Annotated in this window: 21 protein-coding genes; 5 read left to right on the forward strand and 16 right to left on the reverse strand. The window is 71.4% G+C overall.

What is annotated here, in order from left to right:
- Positions 1 to 10: 10 nt before the first annotated feature.
- The 11 genes from QIY60_RS08930 to QIY60_RS08980 all read right to left on the reverse strand — a co-directional run bounded on the left by QIY60_RS08930 (position 11) and on the right by QIY60_RS08980 (position 13,477).
- Positions 11 to 1,288 carry a thymidine phosphorylase gene (locus QIY60_RS08930; RefSeq protein ID WP_283141929.1) on the reverse strand — a complete coding sequence of 426 codons (1,278 nt, stop codon included), beginning with the start codon at positions 1,286 to 1,288 and terminating at the stop codon, positions 11 to 13.
- Positions 1,289 to 1,405: 117 nt separating this feature from the next.
- Positions 1,406 to 1,828 carry a cytidine deaminase gene (locus tag QIY60_RS08935; RefSeq protein WP_283141930.1) on the reverse strand — a complete coding sequence of 141 codons (423 nt, stop codon included), beginning with the start codon at positions 1,826 to 1,828 and terminating at the stop codon, positions 1,406 to 1,408.
- Positions 1,825 to 3,111 carry an ABC transporter permease gene (locus QIY60_RS08940; RefSeq protein ID WP_283141931.1) on the reverse strand — a complete coding sequence of 429 codons (1,287 nt, stop codon included), beginning with the start codon at positions 3,109 to 3,111 and terminating at the stop codon, positions 1,825 to 1,827. Before QIY60_RS08940 ends, QIY60_RS08935 begins: the two co-directional genes overlap by 4 nt.
- Positions 3,108 to 4,229, reverse strand: coding sequence for an ABC transporter permease (locus tag QIY60_RS08945; RefSeq protein WP_283141932.1), 1,122 nt, complete (start codon positions 4,227 to 4,229; stop codon positions 3,108 to 3,110). The genes QIY60_RS08940 and QIY60_RS08945 overlap by 4 nt, the downstream gene beginning before the upstream one ends.
- Positions 4,226 to 5,761 carry an ABC transporter ATP-binding protein gene (locus QIY60_RS08950; RefSeq protein WP_283145867.1) on the reverse strand — a complete coding sequence of 512 codons (1,536 nt, stop codon included), beginning with the start codon at positions 5,759 to 5,761 and terminating at the stop codon, positions 4,226 to 4,228. Before QIY60_RS08950 ends, QIY60_RS08945 begins: the two co-directional genes overlap by 4 nt.
- Before the next feature lie 232 nt (positions 5,762 to 5,993).
- Positions 5,994 to 7,058: a BMP family ABC transporter substrate-binding protein gene (locus tag QIY60_RS08955; RefSeq protein ID WP_283141933.1), complete on the reverse strand. Its 1,065-nt coding sequence runs from the start codon at positions 7,056 to 7,058 to the stop codon at positions 5,994 to 5,996.
- 140 nt (positions 7,059 to 7,198) lie between these two features.
- Positions 7,199 to 8,431, reverse strand: a complete 1,233-nt coding sequence (locus QIY60_RS08960) for an amidohydrolase (RefSeq protein WP_283145868.1) — start codon at positions 8,429 to 8,431, stop codon at positions 7,199 to 7,201.
- A gap of 260 nt (positions 8,432 to 8,691) precedes the next feature.
- Positions 8,692 to 9,981 carry a hypothetical protein gene (locus tag QIY60_RS08965; RefSeq protein ID WP_283141934.1) on the reverse strand — a complete coding sequence of 430 codons (1,290 nt, stop codon included), beginning with the start codon at positions 9,979 to 9,981 and terminating at the stop codon, positions 8,692 to 8,694.
- 14 nt (positions 9,982 to 9,995) lie between these two features.
- The gene (locus QIY60_RS08970) at positions 9,996 to 10,928 is read right to left on the reverse strand and encodes an N-acetylneuraminate synthase family protein (protein WP_101389730.1); all 933 of its coding nucleotides are present in this window, start codon (positions 10,926 to 10,928) and stop codon (positions 9,996 to 9,998) included.
- 12 nt (positions 10,929 to 10,940) lie between these two features.
- Positions 10,941 to 12,155 (reverse strand): acylneuraminate cytidylyltransferase, encoded by a 1,215-nt coding sequence (locus tag QIY60_RS08975; RefSeq protein ID WP_283141935.1) that lies wholly within the window; start codon positions 12,153 to 12,155, stop codon positions 10,941 to 10,943.
- Positions 12,155 to 13,477 (reverse strand): DUF6716 putative glycosyltransferase, encoded by a 1,323-nt coding sequence (locus QIY60_RS08980; protein ID WP_283141936.1) that lies wholly within the window; start codon positions 13,475 to 13,477, stop codon positions 12,155 to 12,157. Before QIY60_RS08980 ends, QIY60_RS08975 begins: the two co-directional genes overlap by 1 nt.
- Positions 13,478 to 13,664: 187 nt before the next feature.
- On the opposite strand from QIY60_RS08980, the gene QIY60_RS08985 reads away from it, so the two are divergent.
- Positions 13,665 to 14,651, forward strand: a complete 987-nt coding sequence (locus QIY60_RS08985; protein ID WP_283141937.1) for a glycosyltransferase family 2 protein — start codon at positions 13,665 to 13,667, stop codon at positions 14,649 to 14,651.
- Entirely contained in the window at positions 14,651 to 15,970 is a 1,320-nt protein-coding gene (locus tag QIY60_RS08990; protein ID WP_283141938.1) for an alpha-2,8-polysialyltransferase family protein, read from the forward strand. Before QIY60_RS08985 ends, QIY60_RS08990 begins: the two co-directional genes overlap by 1 nt.
- Position 15,971: 1 nt before the next feature.
- Here the strand turns inward: QIY60_RS08990 and QIY60_RS08995 are convergent, their stop codons facing one another.
- The gene (locus QIY60_RS08995; protein WP_283141939.1) at positions 15,972 to 17,438 is read right to left on the reverse strand and encodes an FAD-dependent oxidoreductase; all 1,467 of its coding nucleotides are present in this window, start codon (positions 17,436 to 17,438) and stop codon (positions 15,972 to 15,974) included.
- 37 nt (positions 17,439 to 17,475) lie between these two features.
- Here QIY60_RS08995 and QIY60_RS09000 point away from each other — a divergent pair, with 37 nt between their 5' ends.
- Entirely contained in the window at positions 17,476 to 18,114 is a 639-nt protein-coding gene (locus QIY60_RS09000) for a TetR/AcrR family transcriptional regulator C-terminal domain-containing protein (protein WP_283141940.1), read from the forward strand.
- 450 nt (positions 18,115 to 18,564) lie between these two features.
- Here the strand turns inward: QIY60_RS09000 and QIY60_RS09005 are convergent, their stop codons facing one another.
- Complete coding sequence (locus tag QIY60_RS09005) at positions 18,565 to 20,163, reverse strand: methylmalonyl-CoA mutase family protein (RefSeq protein WP_283141941.1); 1,599 nt, start codon at positions 20,161 to 20,163, stop codon at positions 18,565 to 18,567.
- 95 nt (positions 20,164 to 20,258) lie between these two features.
- On the opposite strand from QIY60_RS09005, the gene QIY60_RS09010 reads away from it, so the two are divergent.
- Entirely contained in the window at positions 20,259 to 21,146 is an 888-nt protein-coding gene (locus QIY60_RS09010; protein ID WP_283141942.1) for a L,D-transpeptidase family protein, read from the forward strand.
- Positions 21,147 to 21,324: 178 nt separating this feature from the next.
- On the opposite strand, the gene QIY60_RS09015 is transcribed toward QIY60_RS09010, so the two are convergent.
- The 3 genes from QIY60_RS09015 to QIY60_RS09025 all read right to left on the reverse strand — a co-directional run bounded on the left by QIY60_RS09015 (position 21,325) and on the right by QIY60_RS09025 (position 23,847).
- Complete coding sequence (locus QIY60_RS09015) at positions 21,325 to 22,476, reverse strand: hypothetical protein (RefSeq protein WP_283141943.1); 1,152 nt, start codon at positions 22,474 to 22,476, stop codon at positions 21,325 to 21,327.
- Positions 22,476 to 23,117 (reverse strand): RNA polymerase sigma factor, encoded by a 642-nt coding sequence (locus QIY60_RS09020; protein ID WP_283141944.1) that lies wholly within the window; start codon positions 23,115 to 23,117, stop codon positions 22,476 to 22,478. Before QIY60_RS09020 ends, QIY60_RS09015 begins: the two co-directional genes overlap by 1 nt.
- Before the next feature lie 328 nt (positions 23,118 to 23,445).
- Positions 23,446 to 23,847, reverse strand: a complete 402-nt coding sequence (locus QIY60_RS09025) for a hypothetical protein (protein ID WP_283141945.1) — start codon at positions 23,845 to 23,847, stop codon at positions 23,446 to 23,448.
- Positions 23,848 to 23,853: 6 nt separating this feature from the next.
- Between QIY60_RS09025 and QIY60_RS09030 the strand changes: the two genes are divergently transcribed.
- Positions 23,854 to 24,900 (forward strand): DUF3987 domain-containing protein, encoded by a 1,047-nt coding sequence (locus tag QIY60_RS09030; protein WP_283141946.1) that lies wholly within the window; start codon positions 23,854 to 23,856, stop codon positions 24,898 to 24,900.
- The last annotated feature ends 296 nt before the right edge of the window (positions 24,901 to 25,196 follow it).

Here is a 25,196-nt window from a genome sequence, read left to right on the forward strand (position 1 = left end):
TGCGGAGGCGTCAGGCGATCCGGTCGAGGACGATCGGGTTCGCGGTGAACGACGTGCCCGCCGGGGCGATGTCGTACGAGGCGCCCAGCGTCTGGAGGGCGTACTCGAACTTCTCCGGCGTGTCCGTGTGCAGGGTGAGCAGCGGCTGACCCGCCGTCACCGTGTCGCCCGGCTTGGCGTGCAGCTCGACGCCCGCGCCCGCCTGCACCGGGTCCTCCTTGCGGGCCCGGCCGGCGCCCAGGCGCCAGGCGGCGACGCCGATGTCGTACGCGTCGAGGCGGGTCAGCACGCCCGACCGCGGGGCGGTGACGACGTGCTGCTCGCGGGCGACCGGCAGGGTGGCGTCCGGGTCGCCGCCCTGGGCCGCGATCATCCGGCGCCAGACGTCCATGGCCGAGCCGTCGGCGAGCGCCTTCTCGGGGTCGGCGTCCTTGATCCCGGCCGCGTCCAGCATCTCGCGGGCGAGCGCCAGGGTGAGGTCGACGACGTCCTGGGGGCCGCCGCCCGCGAGGACCTCGACGGACTCGCGGACCTCCAGGGCGTTGCCCGCGGTGAGGCCCAGCGGGGTGGACATGTCGGTGAGCAGCGCGACGGTCTTGACGCCGCTGTCGGTGCCGAGGGCGACCATGGTGGAGGCGAGCTCGCGGGCGTCCTCGATGGTCTTCATGAAGGCGCCGGTGCCGACCTTGACGTCGAGGACCAGCGAGCCGGTGCCCTCGGCGATCTTCTTCGACATGATGGAGCTGGCGATCAGCGGGATCGCCTCGACGGTGCCGGTGACGTCGCGCAGCGCGTACAGCTTCTTGTCGGCGGGGGCCAGGCCGTCGCCCGCCGCGCAGATGACCGCGCCGGTGGTGTCCAGGACGTTCAGCATCTCCTCGTTGGAGAGCAGGGCGCGCCAGCCGGGGATGGACTCCAGCTTGTCGAGGGTGCCGCCGGTGTGGCCGAGGCCCCGGCCGGAGAGCTGCGGCACGGCCGCGCCGCACGCGGCGACCAGCGGGGCGAGCGGCAGCGTGATCTTGTCGCCGACGCCGCCGGTGGAGTGCTTGTCGGCGGTGGGGCGCGAGAGCGCGTCGAAGTTCATGCGCTCGCCGGACGCGATCATCGCGGCGGTCCAGCGGGCGATCTCCGTACGGTTCATGCCGTTGAGCAGGATCGCCATGGCGAGGGCCGACATCTGCTCGTCGGCGACCACACCGCGGGTGTAGGCGTCGATGACCCAGTCGATCTGCTCCGGGCTCAGCTCGCCCCGGTCTCGCTTGGTGCGGATGACGGAGATGACGTCCATGGCATTCCTTCCGGCAAGTGCGGTTCGTCCGTACGGTACACGCGACTCTACGCGCATAGAGAGGGCTGACGGGTGCGGCCCCTCCTTCGCTGATCAGCAACGGAGGGGCCGCGGTGGTTACTTGAGCGGCTGCTTGAGGTGGTCCGGCCCGAAGGCCTGCGGCAGCATCGCGGAGAGCGGCAGGATCCCGTCCGGGGTCTCCACGAGCAGCTCCGGTCCGCCGTGCTCGTACAGCAGCTGCCGGCAGCGGCCGCAGGGCACCAGCACGGCGCCGTGGCCGTCCACGCACACGAAGTGCGTCAGCCGGCCGCCGCCGCCGAGCCGCAGCGCCGAGACGAGGCCGCACTCGGCGCACAGCGCCAGGCCGTACGAGGCGTTCTCGACGTTGCAGCCGGTGACCGTGCGCCCGTCGTCGACGAGCGCCGCCGCGCCGACCGGGTAGCCCGAGTACGGGGCGTACGCCCGGGACATGGCGTCCCGGGCCGCCTCGCGCAGGGCCTCCCAGTCGACGGCGCAGCTGCCGGGGGCGTCCGGCGTCACTTGCCCTGGCCCTTGCGGTAGCGCATGCCGTCGGCCTTGGGCATCCGCAGGCGCTGCGCGGAGAGCGAGAGCACGAGCAGGGTGACCACGTACGGCGTGGCGCCGACGAAGTCGCCGGGCACGTCGTCGGTGACCAGGTACCAGACCAGGATCGCGGCGGCCAGGACCGCGCTGATGACGGCCTGGAGCACGGCCTTCTTGTACGCCTTCCAGGCGGCCAGGGCGACAAGCAGGACCACGAGCAGGAGCAGCAGGGCGTGGACGGTGGTGCCGCCGTTGCGCAGCTGGAGCGCGTCGGAGAAGCCGAACAGGCCGGCGCCCATGGCGAGTCCGCCCGGCCGCCAGTTGCCGAAGATCATCGCGGCGAGGCCGATGTAGCCGCGGCCGCCGGTCTGGCCCTCCAGGTAGATGTGCGAGGTGACCAGCGCCAGGAAGGCACCGCCGAGACCGGCGAGACCGCCGGAGACGGCGACCGCCGCGTACTTGTACGTGTACACGTTGACGCCGAGGGACTCGGCGGCGATCGGGTTCTCGCCGCAGGAGCGCAGCCGCAGGCCGAACGCGCTCTTCCACAGCACCCACCAGGTGCCCACGAAGAGCAGCACCGCGATGACCGTCACCCAGGAGACGTTGGTGACCAGACCGCCGAGGATCCCGGCGAGGTCGGAGATCAGGAACCAGTGGTGCTTCTGGATCGACTCCAGGCCGGAGGACAGGCCCGGGACCGTGAAGCCGGGCAGGGATTCGGCGGGCGGCGACTGCTTGGGGTTGCCGCCCTTGGCCGCCGCGTCGCCCTCGTTGAAGAAGAGCTTCGCCATGTACTGCGTGGCGCCGACCGCCAGCAGGTTGACGGCCACACCGGAGACGATGTGGTCGACGCCGAAGGTGACGGTGGCCACCGCGTGGACGAGGCCGCCCAGGACGCCGAAGCCGATGCCGGCGAGCAGGCCGAGCCAGGGGCTGGCCTGCCAGCCGACCCAGCCGGCGCCGAACGTGCCGAGGACCATCATGCCTTCGAGGCCGATGTTGACCACGCCGGCCCGCTCGGACCACAGGCCCGCGAGACCCGCGAGGCCGATCGGCACCGCGAGGCCGAGGGCCGCGCTGATCTGGCCCGTGGAGGTCAGCTGGTCGGCGCCGGTGATGACGCGCACGGCGGAGACCAGGATCAGCGCGCCCGCGATGATCAGCAGGATCTGCGCCAGGGAGAACTTGCGCTTGGCGTTGCCCTTGAGCCCGGCCGGGGGCGGCGGGGTCTTGGCGGGGGTCGTCGTGACGCTCATGCCGTCACCTCCTGCTTCTTGGCGGCCAGGGCCGCGAGCTCGGCGCCGACGCGCTGCTGCTGGCGCTTGAGGCCGTAGCGGCGGACGACTTCGTACGCGATCACGACGCACAGGACGATGACGCCCTGGATCACGCCGAGGATCTCCTTGTCGTAGCCGATCACTTCGAAGTGGCCGGTGGTGCGCTCCAGGTAGCCCCAGACCAGCGCGGCGAGCGCGACGCCCACCGGGTGGTTGCGGCCGAGCAGCGCGACGGCGATACCGGTGAAGCCGAGGCCGAGCGGGAAGCTGTTGTCGAACTGGTGGCTGTCGTTGAGCAGCGTCGGCAGACCGACCAGACCGGCCACCGCACCCGAGATGATCATGCTGGTGACGATCATCTTCTTGACGTTGGCACCGCTGGCCGCGGCGGCGGACTCGGACTGGCCGACGGCCCGCAGGTCGAAGCCGAAGCGGGTGCGGCCGAGCACGAACCAGTAGGCCAGGCCGACGAGCACCGCGATGACGACGAAGCCCCAGATCTGGCCGGCGTCACCGTTGTCGATGGTGAAGAACCAGGAGCTGTGGGGCAGCGGCTTGGTGGAGACGAGCGTGCCCGCCTGGTCGAGCTGGCCGAGCCGCTCGGGCTGGAGCAGATAGGCGATGATCGCGGTCGCGATGGCATTCAGCATGATGGTCGAGATGACCTCGCTGACGCCCCGGGTGACCTTGAGGACGCCCGCGATGGCCGCCCACAGGGCGCCCGTCACCATCGCCGCGAGGATCATCAGCGGGATGGCGACGATGCCCGGCAGGGAGACCGCGCCGCCGATGACGGCGGCGAGGAAGGCCGCGATGCGGTACTGGCCGTCCACACCGATGTTGAAGAGGTTCATCCGGAAGCCGACGGCCACCGCGATGCCCGCGAGGTAGTACGTCGTCGCCTTGTTGAGGATGTAGACCTGGCTGTCGCTGGCGGAGCCGTACGACAGCATGTCGTCGAAGGCGGGCATCGGGTTCTTGCCGGTGGCCAGAATGACCAGGGCGGTGACGACGAGCGCCGCCACCACCGCGAGCACGGGGGCCGCGATCGCGAGGAGCAGCTTCTCCTTGTCGATGCGCTGGGTGAACTTTTTCATCGGTCCTCTCCCCCGGTGCTGTCGTGGTGCTCCAGATGGCCGGCGGCGGCGCCGGTCATGGCGGAGCCCAGCTCCTCAGGGGTGATCGTGGCGGGGTCGGCGTCGGCGACCAGGCGGCCGCGGTACATCACCCGCAGGGTGTCGGACAGGCCGATCAGCTCGTCCAGGTCGGCGGAGATCAGCAGCACCGCGAGGCCCTCGCGGCGGGCCTGGCGGATCTGGTCCCAGATCTGCGCCTGTGCGCCCACGTCCACGCCCCGGGTGGGGTGCGCGGCGATCAGGAGCTTGGGGTTGTGGCTCATCTCGCGGCCGACGATCAGCTTCTGCTGGTTGCCGCCGGAGAGCGAGGCCGCGGTGACCTCGATGCCCGGGGTGCGCACGTCGTACTCGCGCACGATGCGCTCGGTGTCCGCTCGCGCGGCCTTGTTGTCGAGCAGCCCGCCCTTGGAGTTGGGGCGCTCGGTGACGTGGCCGAGGACGCGGTTCTCCCAGAGGGGGGCCTCCAGGAGCAGGCCGTGGCGGTGGCGGTCCTCGGGGATGTACCCGATGCCGCCCTCGCGGCGCTTGCGGGTGGGCGCGTGCGAGATGTCCGCGGCGTCGAGGGTGATGACACCGCCGTCCGGGTCGCGCATGCCCATGATGGCCTCGACGAGCTCGGCCTGGCCGTTGCCCTCGACACCGGCGATGCCGAGCACCTCGCCCTTGTGGATGGTGAAGGACACTCCGGAGAGCACCTCGCGGACCACGCCGTCGGGGTCGGTGGCGGCCAGCTTGAGCTCGTCCACCTTGAGCATCGGCACGTCGGTGACGGTCGACTCGCGGGTCTCCGGGGACGGGAGCTCGCTGCCGACCATCAGCTCGGCGAGCTGCTTGGTGGTCGTGTTCTTCGGGTCGGCGGTGCCGACCGTGGTGCCGCGCCGGATGACGGTGATGTCGTCGGCGACCGAGAGCACCTCGCCCAGCTTGTGGGAGATGAAGATGACGGTCAGGCCCTCGGCCTTGAGCTCGCGCAGGTTGTCGAAGAGCGCCTCGACCTCCTGCGGGACCAGGACGGCCGTCGGCTCGTCGAGGATCAGGGTGCGGGCGCCGCGGTAGAGGACCTTGAGGATCTCCACGCGCTGGCGGTCGGCGACGCCCAGGTCCTCGACGACCGCGTCGGGACGGACGCCCAGGCCGTACGCGTCCGAGATCTCCTTGATCTTCTTGCGGGCCTTGGCACCGATGCCGTACAGCTTCTCGCCGCCGAGGACCACGTTCTCCAGGACGGTGAGGTTGTCGGCGAGCATGAAGTGCTGGTGCACCATGCCGATTCCGCGCGCGATGGCGTCGGCGGGGCTGTGGAAGACCGCCTGCTCGCCGTCGACGGTGATGGTTCCCTCGTCCGGCTTCTGCATGCCGTAGAGGATCTTCATCAGGGTCGACTTGCCGGCACCGTTCTCACCGCAGAGGGCATGGACGGTGCCCTTCTTGACGGTGATGTCGATGTCCTTGTTGGCGACGACGCCGGGGAATCGTTTGGTGATGCCGCGCAGTTCGACGGCGGGAGGGCTGGACGCGTTGATGGCGCACTCTCCTACGAGAAGGAGGGGGGTGGGGGCAGAGGGCGTGGTGACGCTAGCGCGCCAACTCCCGCCTACGCGCGTAGAGTTGACACATCGTTATGGGCTCGGCGGGGAGGGGGCTCTCCCTCCCCGCCGAGCCCGTCACTGCTTCAGCGCCGTGACGTGGTCCGGCCCCGCTGACGGGGCCGGGTCACGGCGTGGATCACGGGGTCGTCTTGACCTTGATCTGGCCGTCGACGATCTTCTTCTTGGCCGCGTCGAGCTGCGGCTTGATGTCGTCGATGAAGCCGCCGCTGGTGGCGAGGGACACGCCGTCCTTGGCCAGCGGGTAGCTGTTGGTGCCGGTCAGCGGCTTGCCGTCCTTGACCGACTTGATCAGGTCGTAGACGCCGATGTCGACGTTCTTGACGACCGAGGTCAGGATCGAGGCCTTGTACTTGTCCAGCGAGGCCTGGTTGTACTGGTCGGAGTCGACGCCGATCGCCCAGGTGCCCTTCTTGCCCGCGACGGCCTCGATGGCGCCGTTGCCGGAGGAGCCGGCGGCCGTGTAGATGACGTCGATGTTGCTGTCGAGCATGCCCTGCGCGGCAGCCTTGCCCTTGTCGGGGCTGGCGAAGCCGGAGGTGTCCGAGCCGTGCGAGAGGTACTGGGGCTTGACGTCGGCCGAGGGCTTGGTGTCCTTGACGCCCTGGACGAAGCCCGCCTCGAACTTCTTGATCAGCGGAACGTCGACACCGCCGATGAAGCCGATGTGGCCCGTCTTCGACTTCAGCGCGGCGGCGACGCCCGCGAGGTAGGAGCCCTGCTCCTCGGTGAAGACGATGTTGTCGACGTTGGGCGCGCCCTCGACGACCGAGTCGACGATGCCGAAGGTGGTCTTCGGGAACTTGGCGGCGACCTGCTTCATCGAGTTGGCGTAGGCGTAGCCGATGCCGACGACCGGGTTGTAGCCCGCCTGGGCCAGCTGGGTGAGGCGCTCGACGCGGTCGGCCTCGGTGTCCGTGGTCTTGGCGGTCAGCTCCTTGATCTCACCGCCGAACTCGCCCTTGGCCTTGTCGATGCCGCGCGCGGCGGAGTCGTTGAACGAGTGGTCGCCACGGCCGCCGACGTCGTACGCGACACCGACCTTGACGCCCTTGCCGCCCGTGCTGGACGACGAGGAGGTGTCCTTGTCCTTCTCGGAGGACGTGCTGCCACACGCGGTGGCGGAAAGCGCGAGCGCGGCGGTGGCGATACCGGCCGCAGCGATCTTGGATACCCGGCGCACGAGGAGGTCCCTTCAAAACGAACCGAGAGCGCCCCTACCGGCGCTGGTTTCGCGTCGGATCGTAACGCGCGTAGATGTCGCGTAAAGACCTGTTCGGAAGCCGTTATCGAATCGCCGCGAACAGAGTATGAAGTGTCTGGTTACGAACGGTGTCCTTCCAGCAGCGCTGCGGCAGTGAAGAGCTCCACTCCGACCTTGATGGCGGCCTCATCGGCGTCGAAATCACCCCGATGCAGGTCAAGACGGGCGTTGGACCCCGGTGTGCGCACGCCGAGGCGGGCCATCGCGCCCGGCACGTGCTCCAGGTACCAGGAAAAGTCCTCGCCACCCAGACTCTGCTCGGTGTCCTCGATCGCGACCGCCCCTCGGCGCGCCGTCTGAGCCTCGCGCAGGAGTTCGGCCACCGCCGGATCGTTGACGACCGGCGGCACACCGCGGACGTAGTTGATCTCGGACTTCGCGCCGTGCAGAGTGGCCACCTCGTCGATCGCGGCGTGCACCTTGTCGGGCGCGTCGCGCCAGGCGTCCAGGTCCAGGCAGCGCACGGTTCCGGCCAGCTCCGCGCGCATCGGGATGACGTTGCAGGCGTGCCCGGCGTCGATGCGCCCCCAGGTGACGGCGAGCCCGGCGCGGGCGTCGATCCGGCGGGCGAGCAGCGCGGGCACGTCGACGGCCACCCGGGCGGCCGCGGTGACCAGGTCGGTGGTCAGGTGCGGGCGGGCGGTGTGGCCGCCGGGCCCGTCCAGGGTGATCTCCAGACGGTCGCAGGCCGAGGTGATCGGCCCGGCCCGCAGCCCGATCCGGCCCGCGTCGACGCGCGGGTCGCAGTGCACCGCGATGATCCTGCCCACGCCGTCGAGCGCGCCGGACCGGATCGCGTCGGTGGCGCCGCCGGGCAGCACCTCCTCGGCGGGCTGGAAGACCAGCCGGACCGGGTTGGGCAGCAGGCCCTGCCGGTCCAGCTCGGCCAGGACGAGGCCGGTGCCGAGCACGGTGGTGGTGTGGATGTCGTGGCCGCAGGCATGCGCCCGATCGGGGACGGTCGAGCGGTACGGCGTGTTGACTTTGGCGTCCGGAATCGGCAGGGCGTCGATGTCCGCCCTGATCGCCAGCATGGGCCGTCCCCCCTTCCAGGTGCCGACATCGCACAGGAGTCCGGTCCCGCTGTCGAGGACCCGGGGCTTGAGCCCGGCCGCCTCCAGCCGCTTCTTGATCGCCGCGGTGGTGCGGAACTCCTGGTTTCCCAGCTCGGGGTGCATGTGCAAGTCCCGGCGGAAGGCGATGAGTTCGGCGCCCAGGGGCTCGGGGAGCAACCCGGGCAGCGGGGCTTCCCCGGGCAGATCGGCTTCGGGTTCGTCGGAGGCGCGCGACATCAACTGGTTCACCTGTTGAAGAGTAGGCCCCTTCATGGGCCAACTAACCGTCGATCAACAAAAGTTCAGCCCGATAGGGGAAAGAAACCCGGCCGCCCGACGGTTGTCGGCCTCGGTGGCTGGGTAAACTCGCCGCCCGTTTCTCAGGCGTGTCGCAGATGTTTCGCAGTGTTCTCTCAGCGCGCTCTCAGCGCCGTTTCAGGCCGGGGCGCGGGGACGGGCCGCCGGGGTCCCGGGGGCGCCCCGGCCCGGGCACCCGCTCACGCCGCGACCATGCGCAGCCCGTGGGCGTCGCGGGCCGAGCCTGTGACGTCCGCGAGGAAGCCCTGGGCGCGCGGGGAGGCCTTGTCGGTGAGCCAGCGGGGGTCGATGTCGCAGACCAGCAGGCGCACATCGGTGCCCGCCAGGGCGGGCGGCAGGGTGTGCACGACCGTGGAGGGAAAACTGAGGATCGTACGCCCGACGGGCCCTCGGCGGGCGATGAGTTCGAGCGGCAGGTCCGGCCGGACGATCTCCAGGCCGGTCCGCACGTGCAGGGTGCGCAGCTTCTCGGGGGACTCGCGGCGGTGGGCGAAGTACCGGGTCACGCCGTGGGTGCGGGCCAGCGCCGCGACCGCCTCCAGATAGCGGTCCGGGTCGACCACGCCCGTCTCCACCAGCGAAGTGCCCACCATGTCGGCGCCCTTGGTGATCCGCGGCGGGCCGAACCGGGCCCGGGTCCAGCCGAAGGTGTTGGAGGTGACCGTGACGGCCTCCGGGGCCTGTACGGGCATGGCACTGAACACCTCGACCGTACGCCCGCGCGACGGGGTGAGGCGGCGGCGCGCCGAGGCGGCGAAGGGGGCGAAGAGCACATCGCGCGCCCCCGCCCGGCTGCCGCGCCGGTGCCAGCGGACCAGCCGCTCGCCGCTGCCCAGTTGGGCGACGAACTCCATGGTGGCGGTGCCGTCGTCGACGACCACCAGGTCACGGGCGCGGGCCACGGTCAGCAGCAGCTGGACGTAGCGCGAGAACGGGTCGCCGATGACGATCCGGTCGGCGCGGCGCAGCAGCGAGGAGAGCCCGCCGATGGTGCGCAGCGGGGCGGTGGGCCCGCCGCGCGCCTCCTCCCAGCGCACCCGCATGCCCTCCTCGCGGGCCAGCTCCGCCATCCGGCGCAGCTGGCCGCGCGACATCGGGTCGGTGGGCGAGAGGACGACGACGGTGAGGTCGTCGTGGACAGCCGCCGCGTCCTGGGGCCCGGACCGCTGGGCCGGCACGCCGTTAGGGCCTGTCCGACGGATCTTGTCTGGGACGCGGGGGGCTGGCACGCCCATCTGCGGCGTTGTCGTCGGTTGCCGACGCTCCGCGTCGACGCCCTCCTCCGCCTTGCAGCTGGACGCACCAGCCCCCCGCTCACCAGCACCGAAAGCGTCGGGCACCTTGTGGGCGACCAGATCCGCCGGACAGGCCCTAAGCAACGGGCGCGTGGAATGGGCCCACTCCAGCACGTTGAGCAGCTGGACCGGGCTCTCCACGAAGGCGATCGTGGCGGAGGTGTCCCGAGGCACGGCGGCCGGCCGTCTCAGACCGAGACCGGCGCGCGGTCGGCGTCGGCCGCCTCGGCCTCGGCGACGACGCCGGTGACCCGGCGCAGCTTCTTCATCGGGGCGAGCTCCGACTCGTACACCTTCTTGACGCCGTCGCCGAGCGCGGCCTCGATGGTGCGGATGTCGCGGACCAGGCGCTGCAGACCGCCCGGCTCGACGGAGGCAGCCTGGTCGGAGCCCCACATCGCGCGGTCCAGGGTGATGTGGCGCTCGACGAACGCGGCGCCGAGGGCGACGGCGGCCAGCGTGGTCTGCAGGCCCGTCTCGTGGCCGCTGTAGCCGATCGGGACGTTGGGGTACTCGGCCATCAGGCTGTTGATGACCCGCAGGTTGAGCTCCTCGGCCTTGGCCGGGTACGTGGAGGTGGCGTGGCAGAGCAGGATGTTGTCGCTGCCGAGCACCTCGACGGCGTGCCGGATCTGCTTCGGGGTGGACATGCCGGTGGAGAGGATGACGGTACGGCCGGTGGCGCGCAGGGCGCGCAGCAGCTCGTCGTCGGTGAGCGAGGCGGAGGCGACCTTGTGCGCCGGGAGGTCGAACTTCTCCAGGAAGGCGACGGCCTCGGTGTCCCACGGGGAGGCGAACCAGTCGATCCCGCGCTTCTTGCAGTGCTCGTCGATGGTGCGGTACTCCGACTCGCCGAACTCCACCCGGTGGCGGTAGTCGATGTACGTCATCCGGCCCCACGGGGTGTCGCGCTCGATGTCCCACTGGTCGCGCGGGGTGCAGATCTCCGGGGTGCGCTTCTGGAACTTGACCGCGTCGCAGCCCGCGTCGGCGGCGGCGTCGATCAGGGCGAGGGCGTTGCCCAGGTCACCGTTGTGGTTGATGCCGATCTCACCGGTGACGTACACCGGCTGACCCGGTCCGGCGGTACGGCTGCCGAAGGTGCGCAGACGGTTGCTCATGAGGGGGTGTCCTTACTGGGCGGGGGAGTTGTGGAGCGAAGGGGTGTGGTGGAGCTCGGGTCCGAGGAGCCAGGCGGCGATCTCGCGGATCGCGCCCTCACCGCCGGGGGTGGCGGTGACCGCGCGCGCGGCGGCGCGCACGGAGTCGTGGGCGTCGGCGACCGCGACCGGCCAGCCGACGAGGGAGAAGCAGGGCAGGTCATTGACGTCGTTGCCCGCGTAGAGCACCCGCGCCGGGTCGACCCCCGCCTCCTCGCACCACTGCTTGAGGGCGAGGTCCTTGCGGTCGACGCCGTGCAGTACGGGGATCCGGAGCTTGCGGGCGCGGGCGGCGACCACCGGGTTCTGCTCGGTGGAGAGGATCAGCAGCTTCAGTCCGGCGCGGCGCAGGGCCGCGACGCCGAGCCCGTCGCCCCGGTGCACGGCGACGAGTTCGCGGCCCTCGGAGTCGATGAGGACCCGGTCGTCGGTCTGGGTGCCGTCGAAGTCGAGGACGACCGCGTCGACGTCGGCGTGTTCGGGGGTACGGGCCGGGTCGAGCAGCGGCGCGAGGGCACGGGCGCGGGCCAGGTCGTGCGGGTCGTCGATCTCCAGGACCCGCGCGGGATCGGTCCGTACGAGCGCGGTGTGTCCGAAGAAGCGGTGCCGGTGGGTGCGGAAGCCGTCGGCGTCCATGGCGTAGGCGGCGCCGGTCTCCAGGAAGTCCTGGGGGCGGTCCTGGCGGCGCGGGCGGAAGGCCTTGTCGTGGCCCAGGCCCTCGCCGCCCTCCTGTGCGGAGTCGCGCCAGACGAAGCCGTGGAAGGGGGCGACGGTGACGGCGGTGTCGGCGCCGTCCACGACGACGGCCGCGGCGACCCCGTCCACGTCCTCGTGGGTCAGGAAGGGACTGGTGCACTGCACCAGCAGGACGACGTCGGTGTCCGCGTGCCCTTCGAGGGCGTGCAGCACGGCCGCCTCGCTGGTCGCGGTGTCCCCCGCGATCGCGGCGGGCCGCACCACGACGTGCGCGCCGGCCGCGGCGGCCGCGGCCGCGATCGCCGGGTCGTCCGTGGAGACGGCGACGTCGGTGACGTGGCGCGCGGCGAGGCAGGCCCGTACGGCCCGGACGACCAGCGGGACGCCGCCGACCGCGGCGAGGTTCTTGCCGGGGACCCCCTTGGAGCCGCCCCGGGCCGGGATGACGGCCAGGACCTTGGGCCGCGCGTTCGTCGAAGGCCGGTCGTTCATCAGAGTTCTCCCATCCGGCGGATGACCGGGGCCACGCGCTGCACGCCGTGGCGGTAGGCCCCGCGGGCCGCGTCCCGTACGGCGTCGCGCACCAGGCGGCGTACGCCGGTGGCCTCCGCCTCGGGTGCGGCGCCCGGCAGCGGGGTGCCGTCGGGGGCGAGGTGGTGGCGGGCGAGGATGCCGGGCAGATAGCCGGGCGCGGTGGCGGGCGTGTAGTAGGGGCGCACGGGCGGCAGGCCGGGCCGGGCCAGGAGCTCCGCGATGCGGGCGCGGGCCGCGTCGAAGGCGGTGGCGTACGCGTCGCCGGGGGCCACTCCCTGGGCGGCGAGCCAGCCCGCGTCGGGGCTCGGGCGGTGGCCGTCGTCCAGCTGGTCCCAGGAGGCGAGGCAGCCCGAGCCGACGAAGTGGTGGTTGCCGAGGCCCTCGCGCACGCCCAGGTCGGTCAGGACGGCGGTGGGCACCGAGCGGTGCAGGGATTCCAGGGCGGCCGTCGAGGAGACCGTGACCAGCAGGTCGGTGCGGTCCAGGACCTCGCCCATGTTCCCGTACACCAGACGGAAGTTGGGCGGCGGATCGAGGGAGCGGGCGAGCTTCTGGTAGGGCTGCTCCTCGATGTGCGTGGTGTGCTCGCCGGGCTTGGAGCGCAGCTTGAGCAGCACCTCGCGGTCGGGGTGGTGACGGGCGTGGGCGATCAGGCGCCGCAGCAGGTAGAGGCGGTCGGCGCGGCTCTCGGGCACGGACGGCTGGGCCGCGAAGACGACGGTGTCGCGGCCCGGCTCGGGCCGGTAGGGCGCTCCCCCGAGGAACGGCAGGGCGGCCTCGGTCACCGCCGAGGCGTCGGCGCCCACGCCCTCGTACACCGCGCGGAACCGCTCGGCGTCGTGCCGGGAGTTGGCGAGGACCACGTCGGCGCCGTGGCGCAGCAGCAGGCCGTCGGCGAGCTTCTCGTAGACGACGCCGACGTAGCCGGTGACCAGGACGGGCCTGCGGGTGCCGGCCGGCCACAGCCGGGCGAGGCCGTGCAGGGCCGCCTGGGCCGCGCCGCCGACCAGCGCGAGGACCACCACGTCGTACGGCTCGCGCTCGACGGCCCGCAGGAACGCGGCCATCGTCACCTCGCGCAGGGCGTCGGCGTCGACGCCGACCTCGGCGAGCTGGCGCGGGGTGGGGGTGGCCCGGCCGCGCAGCAGGAAGCCGCTGAGCTCGGGCGTGCGCTCGGCGATCCGGCGGGCGGTGAGGGCACCCCATTTCCACCGGGTGTCGGAATCGGCGAGAACGGCGATCCGCGGCGGAGTGTCGGTGGGGTTCGTACGTGATGGCACGTCGAAGAAGCTAGGAATCCATTCCGTTTGGCGGCCCAACTGGACCGCAACAGATGGTTAACAGCGCGTCTACGAAAGAAGAAAGAGCGCGCAAAGCGAACCGGTTAATAAGCCGGTCGCCCAGTGTTCACCCAACATCCCTCGCACGGACAGGGCGAATGACGCGGGGACACTTAGCGTCACCCGGGTGGTCAAGCTCTCCGTGGTCGTGCCGTTCTACAACGTGCGGACCTATGCCCCCGACACCCTGAGAAGTCTGCGCGACAACGCGCGTGACGACTTCGAGTTCCTTCTGGTCGACGACTGCTCCTCGGACGGTACGGCCGCGCTCCTGGCCCGCGCGGAGCGCGAGCTGCCGGGGGCGGTGGTCCTCAGGCACGAGAAGAACGGCGGTCTCGCCACCGCGCGCAACACCGGCATCGACGCGGCGCGCGGCGAGTACGTCACCTTCCTCGACGGGGACGACTGGCTCGCGCCCGGCTACTACTCCCGACTGGTCGCGGAGATCGAGGAGTTGGGCTGCGACTTCCTGCGCACCGACCACGTGCAGTGCACCGGCACCCAGCGCTCGGTGCAGCGGGTGCCGCACGGGCGGCGCGGCGAGGTGCTTGACCCGCGCGCGGCGATCCTGCCGACCACCCGCTCGACCTCGGTGGACTACGCGTTCGCCTGGGCCGGGATCTACCACCGGCGCCTGGTGGAACGGGGTCTGCTGCACTTCACGGACGGTTTGCGCACGGCCGAGGACCGGCCGTGGATCTGGCGGCTGCACCGGGAGGCGGAATCCTTCGCGGTGGTGGGTCTGCTCGGCGTCTACTACCGGCGCGGAGTGGCGACTTCGCTGACGCAGATCGGTGACGTACGCCAGCTCGATTTCATCCGGGCATTCGACCAGGTAATCGAGGAAACAGCTCAAGATCCAAATTCCGCGGAACTGCTGCCGAAGGCGGTACGGACGTACTGCGCCATCATTTCCCACCACCTGGGAAACAGTGAAAGGTTCGAACCGGCCGTGGCACGGAAACTGCGGACAATGAGTGCGGGAGCGCTGAAAAGGATGCCGCAGGACATTCTCAAGGAGGCGCTCGACTCGATGGACTCGGGCCGCGCGTCCCGGCTGCGGCGGCTGCGCGGACGCACGACCTCCCTCGGCTCGGCGGGAGCCGCGGCCTGATGCGTACGACTCAGATCTTCCTGGCGACGACGCTGTACGGGGTGGCGACGCTGGCCGCCGCGATCGACAGCGACTGCTTCGGCCCGGCCGACCGGCGGCTGCTCCTGGTCAGCAACAACGCCCCGGTCCCGGAGACCTCGCCCTCGCTCGACGAGATGCCGGGCTTCGCGGCGCTGCGGGAGCGCTTCGACGGGGTGCTCTCCTGGAACGAGACCATCGCGCCGATGCACCCGGGCGGCTGGGCGCCGCGCGCGGACGACGTCCCACTGTGGGAGCGGCAGCTGCGGCGCGCCTGGGACCTCGGGGACGACCGGATCGAGCTGGCCGTCGAGTCCATCCAGGTCAACCCGGCGGGCGCGATCGCCCAGCTCTTCCCGGACGCGCCGCTGCACGTGTACGCGGACGGGCTGATGAGCTACGGCCCCACCCGCAACAAGCTGGACCCGCTGGTGGGTTCGCGGGTGCGGCGCGTGCTGCACCTGGACCTGGTGCCGGGCCTGGAGCCGCTGCTGCTCGGCGAGTTCGGGGTGCGCGCGGAGGTGGTCCCGACGGCGGCCTTCACCAAGGTGGTGAGTGAACTGGCCGCCCAGGACAGCGAGTTGGACGTGCCCGAGGGCGCGGCTCTGCTGCTCGGCCAGTACCTGGCCGCGCTCTCCATCCTCACCGAGGCGGAGGAGGAGCGGCTGCACCTCGCCATGGTGCGGGGCGCCGCCGCGCGCGGCCACCGCCGCATCGTCTTCAAGCCGCACCCCTCGGCGCCGCCCGCCTGGTCCGAGACGCTGCGCACGGAGGCTCGGGCGCTGGGCGTCGAACTGACGGTCCTGGAGACCCCGCTGCTGGCGGAGGTGCTGTACGAGCGGATCCGCCCGGCCCTGGTGGTCGGCTGCTTCTCCACCGCGCTGCTCACCGCGTCCGCGTTCTACGACATCCCGGTCGCCCGCACCGGCACCGATCTGCTCCTGGACCGCCTCACCCCGTACCAGAACAGCAACCGGGTGCCGGTGACGCTGGTGGACGCGCTGCTGCCGCCGCTGGAGGGCGAGGCACCCGAGCCGCCGCACGACCTGGCGGCGCTGGTGGCGGCGGTCGGCTACGCGATGCAGTCCGAGATCCGCCCCGACCTGCGCCCCACGGCCGAGCGCTACCTCTCCCGCCATCTGACCCCGCACACCTGGCGCTACTTCAAACGCCGCCGCCTGACGACCCTGGCCCTGCCGGGCGCCATCCCGGGCCAGCTCTCCTTCATCCCGCGCAACGCGACGGTACGGAAGCTGGCCCGACGGGCCCGGGCGGCGGCGCGGCGGGCGAGGGCGGCGTAGGTCACCCGGCGGCGGCCCCGGTCCTCTCCAGGTACTCCCCCAGCCCCTCGGCCGTCTCCCCCGCCCAGCCGAGGTAGCCGTCGGGGCGGATCAGGAACAGGCCGCGGCCGTAGGTGGCGTACGGGCTCAGTTCGTGGACGTGGACCTGGTCGCCCAGGTCCGTCGGGGGCTCGGCGCCGAAGGCCAGCAGGGTGAAGTGCGGGCCCCGGAAGAGGTCGAAGAGGCGGCCCTCCGGGAGGACGCCGTCGGGGGCGCGGTCGCCGGGCTCCAGGGCGCCCGCGCGGCCCGAGGCGAGCGGGCCGCCGCGGTAGCCGATGCCGAGCTGCTTGACCTCGTTGCCGCGCTGGGGCTGCTGCCCGAACCTCGCCTCGCGGTGCAGCCTGGTGCTGATGCCGAGGACGTCGGCGGCGACGGGCAGCCGCTCCTGCTCGTACGTGTCGAGCAGCTCGGCCGGCGCGCCGTGCCGCAGCACCTGGCCGAGCTTCCAGCCGAGGTTGTAGACGTCCTGGACGCTGGTGTTGAGCCCCTGGGCGCCGGCCGGCGAGTGCACATGGGCGGCGTCCCCGACGAGGAAGACCCGGCCTTCCCGGAACCGCTCGGCCAGGGCCGCCCACGGCCGGAACTCCGAGGCCCAGACGACCTCGGCGATCTGGTCGGCGGTGACCGGGGTACGGGTGGCGGCCAGCTTCCGTACGCCCTCGGGAGTGGCGTCCGGCACCGCGTCCACGTCGTCGTACTGCGCGTAGAGCTGGAACAGCCGGGGCACGCCCGGCAGCGGGCAGAGCGAGGCGCCGCCGCCGCTCGCGCCCGGCCACATGTGCCAGTGGTCCTCGTCGACGGGCGCGTCCGGGGTGAGGATCACATCGGCCACCAGCATGGGCTTGGGGTCGACCCGCTCGCCGCGCATGGAGACGCCGAGCAGCCGCCGCACGGTGGACTTGCCGCCGTCGGCCGCGACCAGATAGCGGGCCCGGACCTCGCGGCCGTCCGCGAACCGGGCCGTGACCGCGTCCGCGTCCTGGTCGAGCCCGGTCAGCTCGGCCTCGAAGACGACCTCGCCACCGAGGCCGCGCAGATGGTCGTGGAGCAGCGCCTGGAGGTGCGACTGCCCGATCATCAGGGCGTTGGGGAACGGGGTCTGCCCGGTGGGCTCCGCGCACTCCATGATGTCCCACTCACGGCCGCGTACGGTGCCGTCCGGGCCCTCCCAGTTGAGCATCCGCGGGTACTCGCACCCGCCCGCCCGGACCTCGTCCAGGATCCCGAAGTCGTACAGCACCTCCAGGGTGCGCGGCTGGACGGCCTTGCCGCGCGAGCCGGGGAAGAGCGCGTCGGACTTCTCGACGAGCAGCGTGGACACGCCCCGCCGGGCGAGGTCGACCGCGAGGGCGAGCCCGGCGGGACCGGCGCCGACGACGAGGACGTCGGCGGCGAACCCGGGCGCTTGCTTAACGTTGTTAAGTGCCATGCCGGGAGCATCCGCTTAACAGTGTTAAGTTGTCAAGGTGGCTACGACGAGAATCGACCGCGCGCAGGTCACCGACACCGCGCTGCGGCTCCTGAACGAGGTGGGCCTGGACGGGCTCACCCTCCGGGCGATCGCCAAGGAGCTGAAGGTCCAGGCACCCGCGCTCTACTGGCACTTCAAGAACAAGCAGGCGCTGCTCGACGAGATGGCGACGGTGATGTACCGCCGCATGGCGGCGGGCGGCGTCCCGGGCGTGACCCCCGACACCCCCTGGCAGGAGCAACTCGCCGCGTTCAACCGGGCGTTGCGGGCCATGCTGCTGAGCTACCGCGACGGGGCGAAGGTGTACGGGGGCGCCCGCTTCACCGGCACCGACCACGCCCAGTCGCTGGAGGCGCTGCTGACCGCGATGCACGCGGCGGGCATCGCGGTCAGCGACGCGGTGCTGGCCGGGACGACCGCGTACGCCTACACGATGGGCTTCGTGGCCGAGGAACAGGGAATGGGCCCCGAGCCCCTCGACGTCGACGCCCGCGCGATCCGGCTGGGCGACTACCCCTTGGCCGCGGCGGCGGGCGCGGACCTCTTCGGGGGGTACGAGGAGCGCTACGAGGCGGGGCTGCGAGTGGTGATCGCGGGGATCGAGACGGTGTTCGCGGGGCGGGGCGGGGGGTGAGCGCGCGTTTCGGCCGCGGGCCGTGTGCGGCTGGTCGCGCAGTCCCTTGCGCCCCTGGTTTTCGTCTGCGGACCGGTGGGGGCTGAGCGCGCAGTTCCCCGCGCCCCTTGATCACGGCCGGTTCCTTGACTGCGGGCCGGTGGGAGCTGGTCGCGCAGTTCCCCGCGCCCCTGATTCCCGCCTGCGGACCGTGCTGGCTCGCTCGCGCAGTTCCCCGCGCCCCTCAGGTCGTCCGCCGCAGCCGGAGAATTCAGCTCAGCCACAGTCCTTGCGGGGCGCGGGGGTGTGACATGTGCGGCTCCGTCGCGTGGGCACGACCAGCCCCAGTCCCCTAAGGGGCGCGGGGAACGGCGCGACCAGCCACACACAGCCCGCAGACAGACACCGGCCCGAAAGGGGCGCGGGGAACTGCGCGCTCAGCCCCCACCGGCCCGCAGGCGACCCACGGCCTCAGAACACCTCGTGAGGGACATGGCTGCCCCAAACCTCCCGGAGCGCCCCGCACACCTCCCCCACCGTCGCGCGAGCGGCCAGCGCGGTCTTCATGGGGTACAAAACGTTCCCCGAACCCCCCGCGGCGGACCGCAGCTCGCCCAGCGCCGAGGCAACGGCCACCGAGTCGCGTTCGGAACGCAGACGGGCGAGCCGGGCCGCCTGCCGAGCCTCGATCGCCGGATCCACCCGCAACGGCTCATACGGCTCCTCCGCCTCCGACCGGAACCGGTTGACCCCGACCACCACCCGCTCCCCGCTGTCGGTCTCCTGAGCGATCCGATACGCCGAGCGCTCGATCTCGCCCTTCTGGAACCCGCGCTCGATCGCACTCACGGCCCCGCCCAGGTCCTCCACCCGCCGCATCAGCGCAAGCGCCGCCGCCTCCACGTCGTCGGTCATGGACTCGACCACGTACGACCCCGCGAACGGGTCGACGGTCGCCGTCACGTCCGTCTCGTACGCGAGCACCTGCTGCGTACGCAGAGCGAGCCGCGCGCTCTTGTCCGTGGGCAGCGCGATCGCCTCGTCGAAGGAGTTCGTGTGCAGCGACTGCGTGCCGCCGAGCACCGCCGCCAGGCCCTGCACGGCGACCCGGACCAGGTTCACCTCGGGCTGCTGGGCGGTCAGCTGCACCCCGGCCGTCTGGGTGTGGAAGCGCAGCATCCACGACCTGGGGTCCTTCGCGCCGAACTCCTCCCGCATCACCTGCGCCCAGATCCGCCGCGCCGCACGGAACTTGGCGACCTCCTCCAGCAGGGTCGTACGGGAAACGAAGAAGAACGACAGGCGCGGGGCGAAGTCGTCCACGTCCATCCCGGCCGCGACCGCCGTACGGACGTACTCGATGCCGTCCGCCAGCGTGAACGCGATCTCCTGCGCGGGCGAGGCGCCCGCCTCGGCCATGTGGTAGCCGGAGATCGAGATCGTGTTCCACTTCGGCATCTCGGCCCGGCAGTACCCGAAGATGTCCGCGATCAGCCGCAGCGACGGCTTGGGCGGGAAGATGTAGGTGCCCCGGGCGATGTACTCCTTGAGCACGTCGTTCTGGATCGTCCCCGTCAGCTCGCTCGCGGGCACGCCCTGTTCCTCGGCGACCAGCTGGTACATCAGGAGCAGCAGCGCCGCGGGCGCGTTGATCGTCATCGACGTGGAGACCCCGCCCAGCGGGATGCCGTCGAACAGGACCCGCATGTCCTCGACGGAGTCGACGGCCACCCCGACCTTGCCGACCTCGCCGTGCGCGAGCGGCGCGTCGCTGTCGTGGCCCATCTGGGTGGGCAGGTCGAAGGCGACCGACAGGCCCGTGGTGCCGTTGGCGATCAGCTGCTTGTAGCGGGCGTTGGACTCGGCCGCCGTGCCGAACCCGGCGTACTGCCGCATCGTCCAGGGGCGTGTCGTGTACATCGTCGGATAGACGCCCCTGGTGAACGGATACGCGCCGGGCTCGCCCAGCTGCCGGGCCGCGTCCCACCCGTCCAGGGCGTCCGGCCCGTACACCGGGTGGAGGGGCAGACCGCTCTCGGTGCGCCGGGCACCGTCCGACTCGCGCGCCATGTTCTCCGCCTCGCTTCCTCGACGGCTTTTTGCAACCGTTCGGGCCGGGAAACAGTCTCTGGGGTCAACCAGAGGGAATCATCAGGGGGGCGACGATGCGCCGGATCCATCTCACCACTGTCATAGCCAGGACGCTCGCCGCGGCCACCGTGCTGACCGTCACGGCCGCGTGCGGGGCCCAGTCGGACAAGGCGTCGGGGGCCGCCGACCAGAAGCCGGCGGCGGCAGCGCCGTCGACGGCGCCGTCCGCCGACACCGCGAACGACAACAAGGCCGACGGCAGCACCGCCAACGGCGCCACCGAGGCCGACCCCGCGTCCGCCCCGTCCATCGCCGCCAAGCCCGCCCCGAAGATCCTGATGGCGACCGGCGCCAAGGGCGCGCAGGTCCAGGAGCTCCAGGCCCGGCTCGCCCAGGTCGGCTGGTTCGACGACACGCCGACGGGTACGTACGGCAGCGTCACCGTCGCCGCCGTCAAGGGCTTCCAGGGCAAGCGCGGACTGCCCACCACGGGCTCCGCCGACACCGCCACCTTGCAGAAGCTGGCGGACATGACGACCAAGCCGACCCGCGACGAGCTCGCCGGGAAGGCCGTCAACAAGCCGAAGACCAAGCTGGACAAGCGCTGTATGACCGGCCGCGTGCTGTGCATCAGCAAGACCACCCGCACGCTCAACTGGGTGGTGAACGGCAAGGTCCTGTCGTCGATGGACGTGCGGTTCGGCTCGCAGTACACGCCGACCCGCGAGGGCACCTTCAAGGTGTTCCTGAAGAGCAGGAACCACGTCTCGTCGATCTACCACACGCCCATGCCGTACGCGATGTTCTTCAGCGGCGGCCAGGCCGTGCACTACTCGTCGGACTTCGCCAAGCGCGGTTACGCGGGCGCCTCGCACGGCTGTGTGAACGTCCGCGACAAGGCCAAGATCGCCAAGCTCTTCGACCAGGTGAAGGTCAACGACAAGGTCGTCATCTACTGGTGATCGGGTCGCCGGGCCCCTGGGGGCCCGGCGAGAAGAGAGAGGGCGCGGGCGGGATCGGGGGAACGTGTCCCGCCCGCGCCGTTTCGCGCCGAGCCTTGGGTACGGGGGGAACCCCGGCTCTGTGCGCCGCCGATGACCAGTCGGCTCACTTCCTACTGCGTCGGCGGGCCGAAAAGTGTCACACCAGTCGGTCGAGCCGGTGTGCGAGCCGCTGGTGGGCGCCCGTCACGGCCGCGCCGAGCAGCGCGAGCGGGTGCTGCTCCCGGACCGCGTGGGAGGTCGGCGGGACGACCGGAACCGCGGGCGGCAGGGCCGGGCCGCCGCTCTGGTCGGCGTCGCCGGCACCCGGGACGCCCGGCAGACCAGGGAGCGCAGGTGAGCCGCTCGTGGGCGGCGTCGACCAGCTCACGGTGGGCAGCTTCAGGACCGAGCCGTCACGGCCGCCGGAGGTGCCGCCGCGGCCGCCATGGCCGTCCCCCTTGTCGTCGCCGGAGCCGCCCTTGCCGCCCGAGTCGCCCGTGCCCCCGGAGCCGCCCTTGCCGCCCCGGTCGGCCTCCTCGATCACGGCGTCGCAGAACTGCTTCACCCGCGCGGCGCCCAGAGCGGCGATTTCCAGCCGCTGCCGACGGTTCTGGTCGAGGCGTCCCGAGCGGAAGTCGCGGCAGTACTCGACCTTCTTGGAAGCCCAGTCGCCCTTCGGGCCCTCGGTGGTGGCCGCCGGGTCGGGCGTCGTCCTCGGGGTCCCGGCGGACCCCGGCGTGGCGGTGCCCGGAGTGGTGGCCTCGCCCGACGGAGTGCGGCCCGGTGCGGGCGACCGCGGGGTGACGGGGGCGCCGGTGCGCGCGGACGGCGAGTCCGAGGCGATCGGCGCCGGGGTCGCGGCGGCCGACACGGACGACACCGGCTCGGGGTCGGCGGTGCCGAGCCCCGGCAGCACACCGGTCCCGGCGGCCACGGCGACACCGCCCAGGGCGCACCCGGCGAGCGCCGCGGCCAGGCCGAAGCGGACGGGCCGCAGCCGTCGGGGCGCGCGGGTGCCACGGGGGGCGCGACCGACCCGTACGACGGTGTCGGCCCGGGCGCCGGAGGGGACGCCGGCCTCGGCGCGGGCGCCGCGGAACGCGGCCAGTGCCGCGGCCTCGCCCGGCAGTTCACGGGCGGCCGTGACATCCATGGTCTGCCGTACGTCAGGACCGGCCAGCGCGCGCAGCACGGCGGAGAGCCGTTCGGCCTGCTCGCGGGCGCGGTCGTCGGCGGGAACGACGCTCTCGCCGCGCAGCAACCGCTCCGCGGCGTCCTCGTCCAGCCATTCGTGGCGCTCGTCGGCCATCACATGTCCTTCTGCGTCGGCGCGCCCGATTGCGTCACACCGCACGACCGGTTCCGTTGCGGCGGCACACCGCCGAGATCCGCCGGGCCGTTCTCCGTACCCAGCAGTTCGGCCAGCCGCTTGAGGCCGCGGTGCGCGGCCGTCCGCACCGCGCCGGGCCGCTTGCCGAGGGTCTCGGCCGCGCTCTTGGCGTCGAGCCCGACCACCACCCGCAGCACCACGGCCTCGGCCTGGTCCTGCGGGAGCTGCGCGATGAGCGCCATCGTACGTCCGGTGGCGAGGGACTCCATCGCCTCGCCCGCGGTGTCCGAGTCGGCGGGGCGGCCGGTCAGCTCGGTCTCGTCGCCGCCCACGGCGGGACGGCGGCCGCGCATCCGGATGTGGTCCAGGGCCCGGTTGCGGGCGATGGTGGCGGCCCAGCCGCGGAACCGGTCCGCGTCGCCGCTGAAGCGCTCGATGTCCCGGGCTATCTGCAGCCACGCCTCGGACGCCACGTCCTCCGCGTCGGCCTCGCCGACGAGCGTGCGGGTGTAGCCGAACAGCCGTGGGTGCACCGCGCGGTACACAGCACGGAACGCGCTCTCGTCGCCGCCCTGTGCCGCGAGTATCGCGGCGGTCAGCTCCGCGTCTTCCCCCTGCACTCCCTGCACCCTGCCCTGGTGTCGCAGCCGGTCATCGCTGCCGCGCCGACCGGCGCGAAGGAGCACGCTACGGCCTGGGTGGCGGTTAAGTCCATTACTTGTACAACCCGCAACAATTCACTGACACAGCGCGGTGTGACAGAAAACGCAGCCATGGCGCTGAGAGGAGTACGGGGTCGCCACACGGCCCCGACGGAAGACGGCCGGGGCCTCTCCTGTGGGGGGTGGCGGCCCCGGCCGTCCTTCCGATCTCTAGCGCTCTCACCTGCGCAGATCTTGTGTGTGATGAGTCCGTGTGACCAACAGCGTGACCAACGGGTCAGGAACCTCATGTGACGTTCCCCAGGCCGATCCGCTGAGCCGTCCCAGATGCCAGCCTGAGAGCGCCCTCGACGCGACGCTTGCCGTACTGCTTCATGGTGTAGCCCGGCGAGGCGTGCCGTACGTTCGCGGAGATCTCTACGGGGTTCTCCCCCGCTTCCAGGTCATTGGTGACCTTGCTGTGCCGCCAGTCGTGAACGCGGAAGTCCTTCGGCAGGTCCAGGCGAGTCCGCACGGTCCGCCACCTGGCGCTGACTTGTCCGGCGTCCTGCGGATCACCGGGCCTGAGCCCGTCGTTGCGGAGCATGTACCCGTCACGGGCGAAGACGAGACCCTGTTCGTTCCAGCGTGAGCCGAGCTGAGACTTCCAAGCCTGCTGCCGCTCCCACTGGATCTTGAGAACCCTCATCAGCGCTTGGTCGACGTAGATGATCGCGTTGTCGTCCCCATCCTCCAGCAAGCCACTGAAGAAGTGGAAAGCGGCCGAGACGTCAGGGCCTTAGTGGTTGAGGAGGAGTGGTCGGAGTCTCTGCGTCGTGCCCGGCGGGATCATTCCTTCACTCCCAACCTGCGGATCGCGTGGGACGGGAAGACTCTGCGGAACACGACCAAGGAAGAGCACCAGGAGGTGAATGGACCGGCTTTGGTGATGCACGGGCACATCACTCCGTCTGACTGGAATGAGTACGTGTCGGTGAAGGAAGCGGCGGGCGGTACCTTCAACCGGTTCCTGCCGGTCGTGATCGGCGCCGTGCCGATGCTCGACGACGACGCTCCGGAGTTTCCAGCGCCGGACGTCGATGACTTGTCAGAGGCGTACGCGTGGGCGACGGCCAAGCCCAGGACCATTGCCCTCGGGCCGGACGCGAAGCTGTTGTGGAGGCTGGTACGCCGGTACGGGCGCATCCTGAACGCCTCCCTCCCGGAGCATCAGGCCGTGTTCGTTCAGCGCACCGAGGAACAGACGTTGCGGGTCGCGGCCTGCCTCGCGGCTTCTGAGTGCTCGACGGTGATCACGGGCGCCATGTTGTCGGCAGCACTGTCGTTCGTGCGTTACAGCGTCCAGTCCGTGACGACCCTGGTTGCGGCAGGCGAGAGCAAGACCCGTACGGCGACTGCGGCCGACAAGGTACGGGCCGTCATCGCACGGCAGGGATCCATCAAGCGGGGTGACCTCATCCGGGCGTCAAAGATTCCGGCCGCCGAACTCGATGCTGTGCTGTCCGGCATGGACGACGTGACGGCGGAGCGGAAGGGCACGAAGGGGCGGCCTGCCACGGTCCTACGCCTCGGAGAACCACAGCGTCGGGAGGTTCACGTCCAGGCGGCGGACATGAATGTGGTGAGACTCCACGAGAGGCGCGACAAGGGCTGGGAGGTCACTGCGGATTCCGCTACTGCGACCGTCACAGAGTCGGCCGGTAGTCCCTGGGCCGTGCTGCGCGCCAACCTGGGGCAGTAGTCGCATAAACAACAAGAGCCCCGGTCAAGTGACCGGGGCTCCATAACTTGTGCACCTGAAACTGTGAGGGACTGATGATGTTGCCTGGGGTGTCCAGCCACGTTCGCCGTCCGTCCCCATTGACGCTCAGCAGACGAAGCAGCGAGACCCCGCCCGGAGACCATCCCAGACTGGGCCTGGTGCGCTTCTAGTAGCCGCCCGCGCCACAAACAGTGCAGGGCACTACGTTGAACTTTTGGATCTTGTTTCCGTGTTCGTCCGTCTCCCAGATCTCACCGACGGATCCGTTGCATCCG

Source organism: Streptomyces sp. BPTC-684, from assembly GCF_030028635.1.
GTDB classification, from domain to species: domain Bacteria; phylum Actinomycetota; class Actinomycetes; order Streptomycetales; family Streptomycetaceae; genus Streptomyces; species Streptomyces noboritoensis.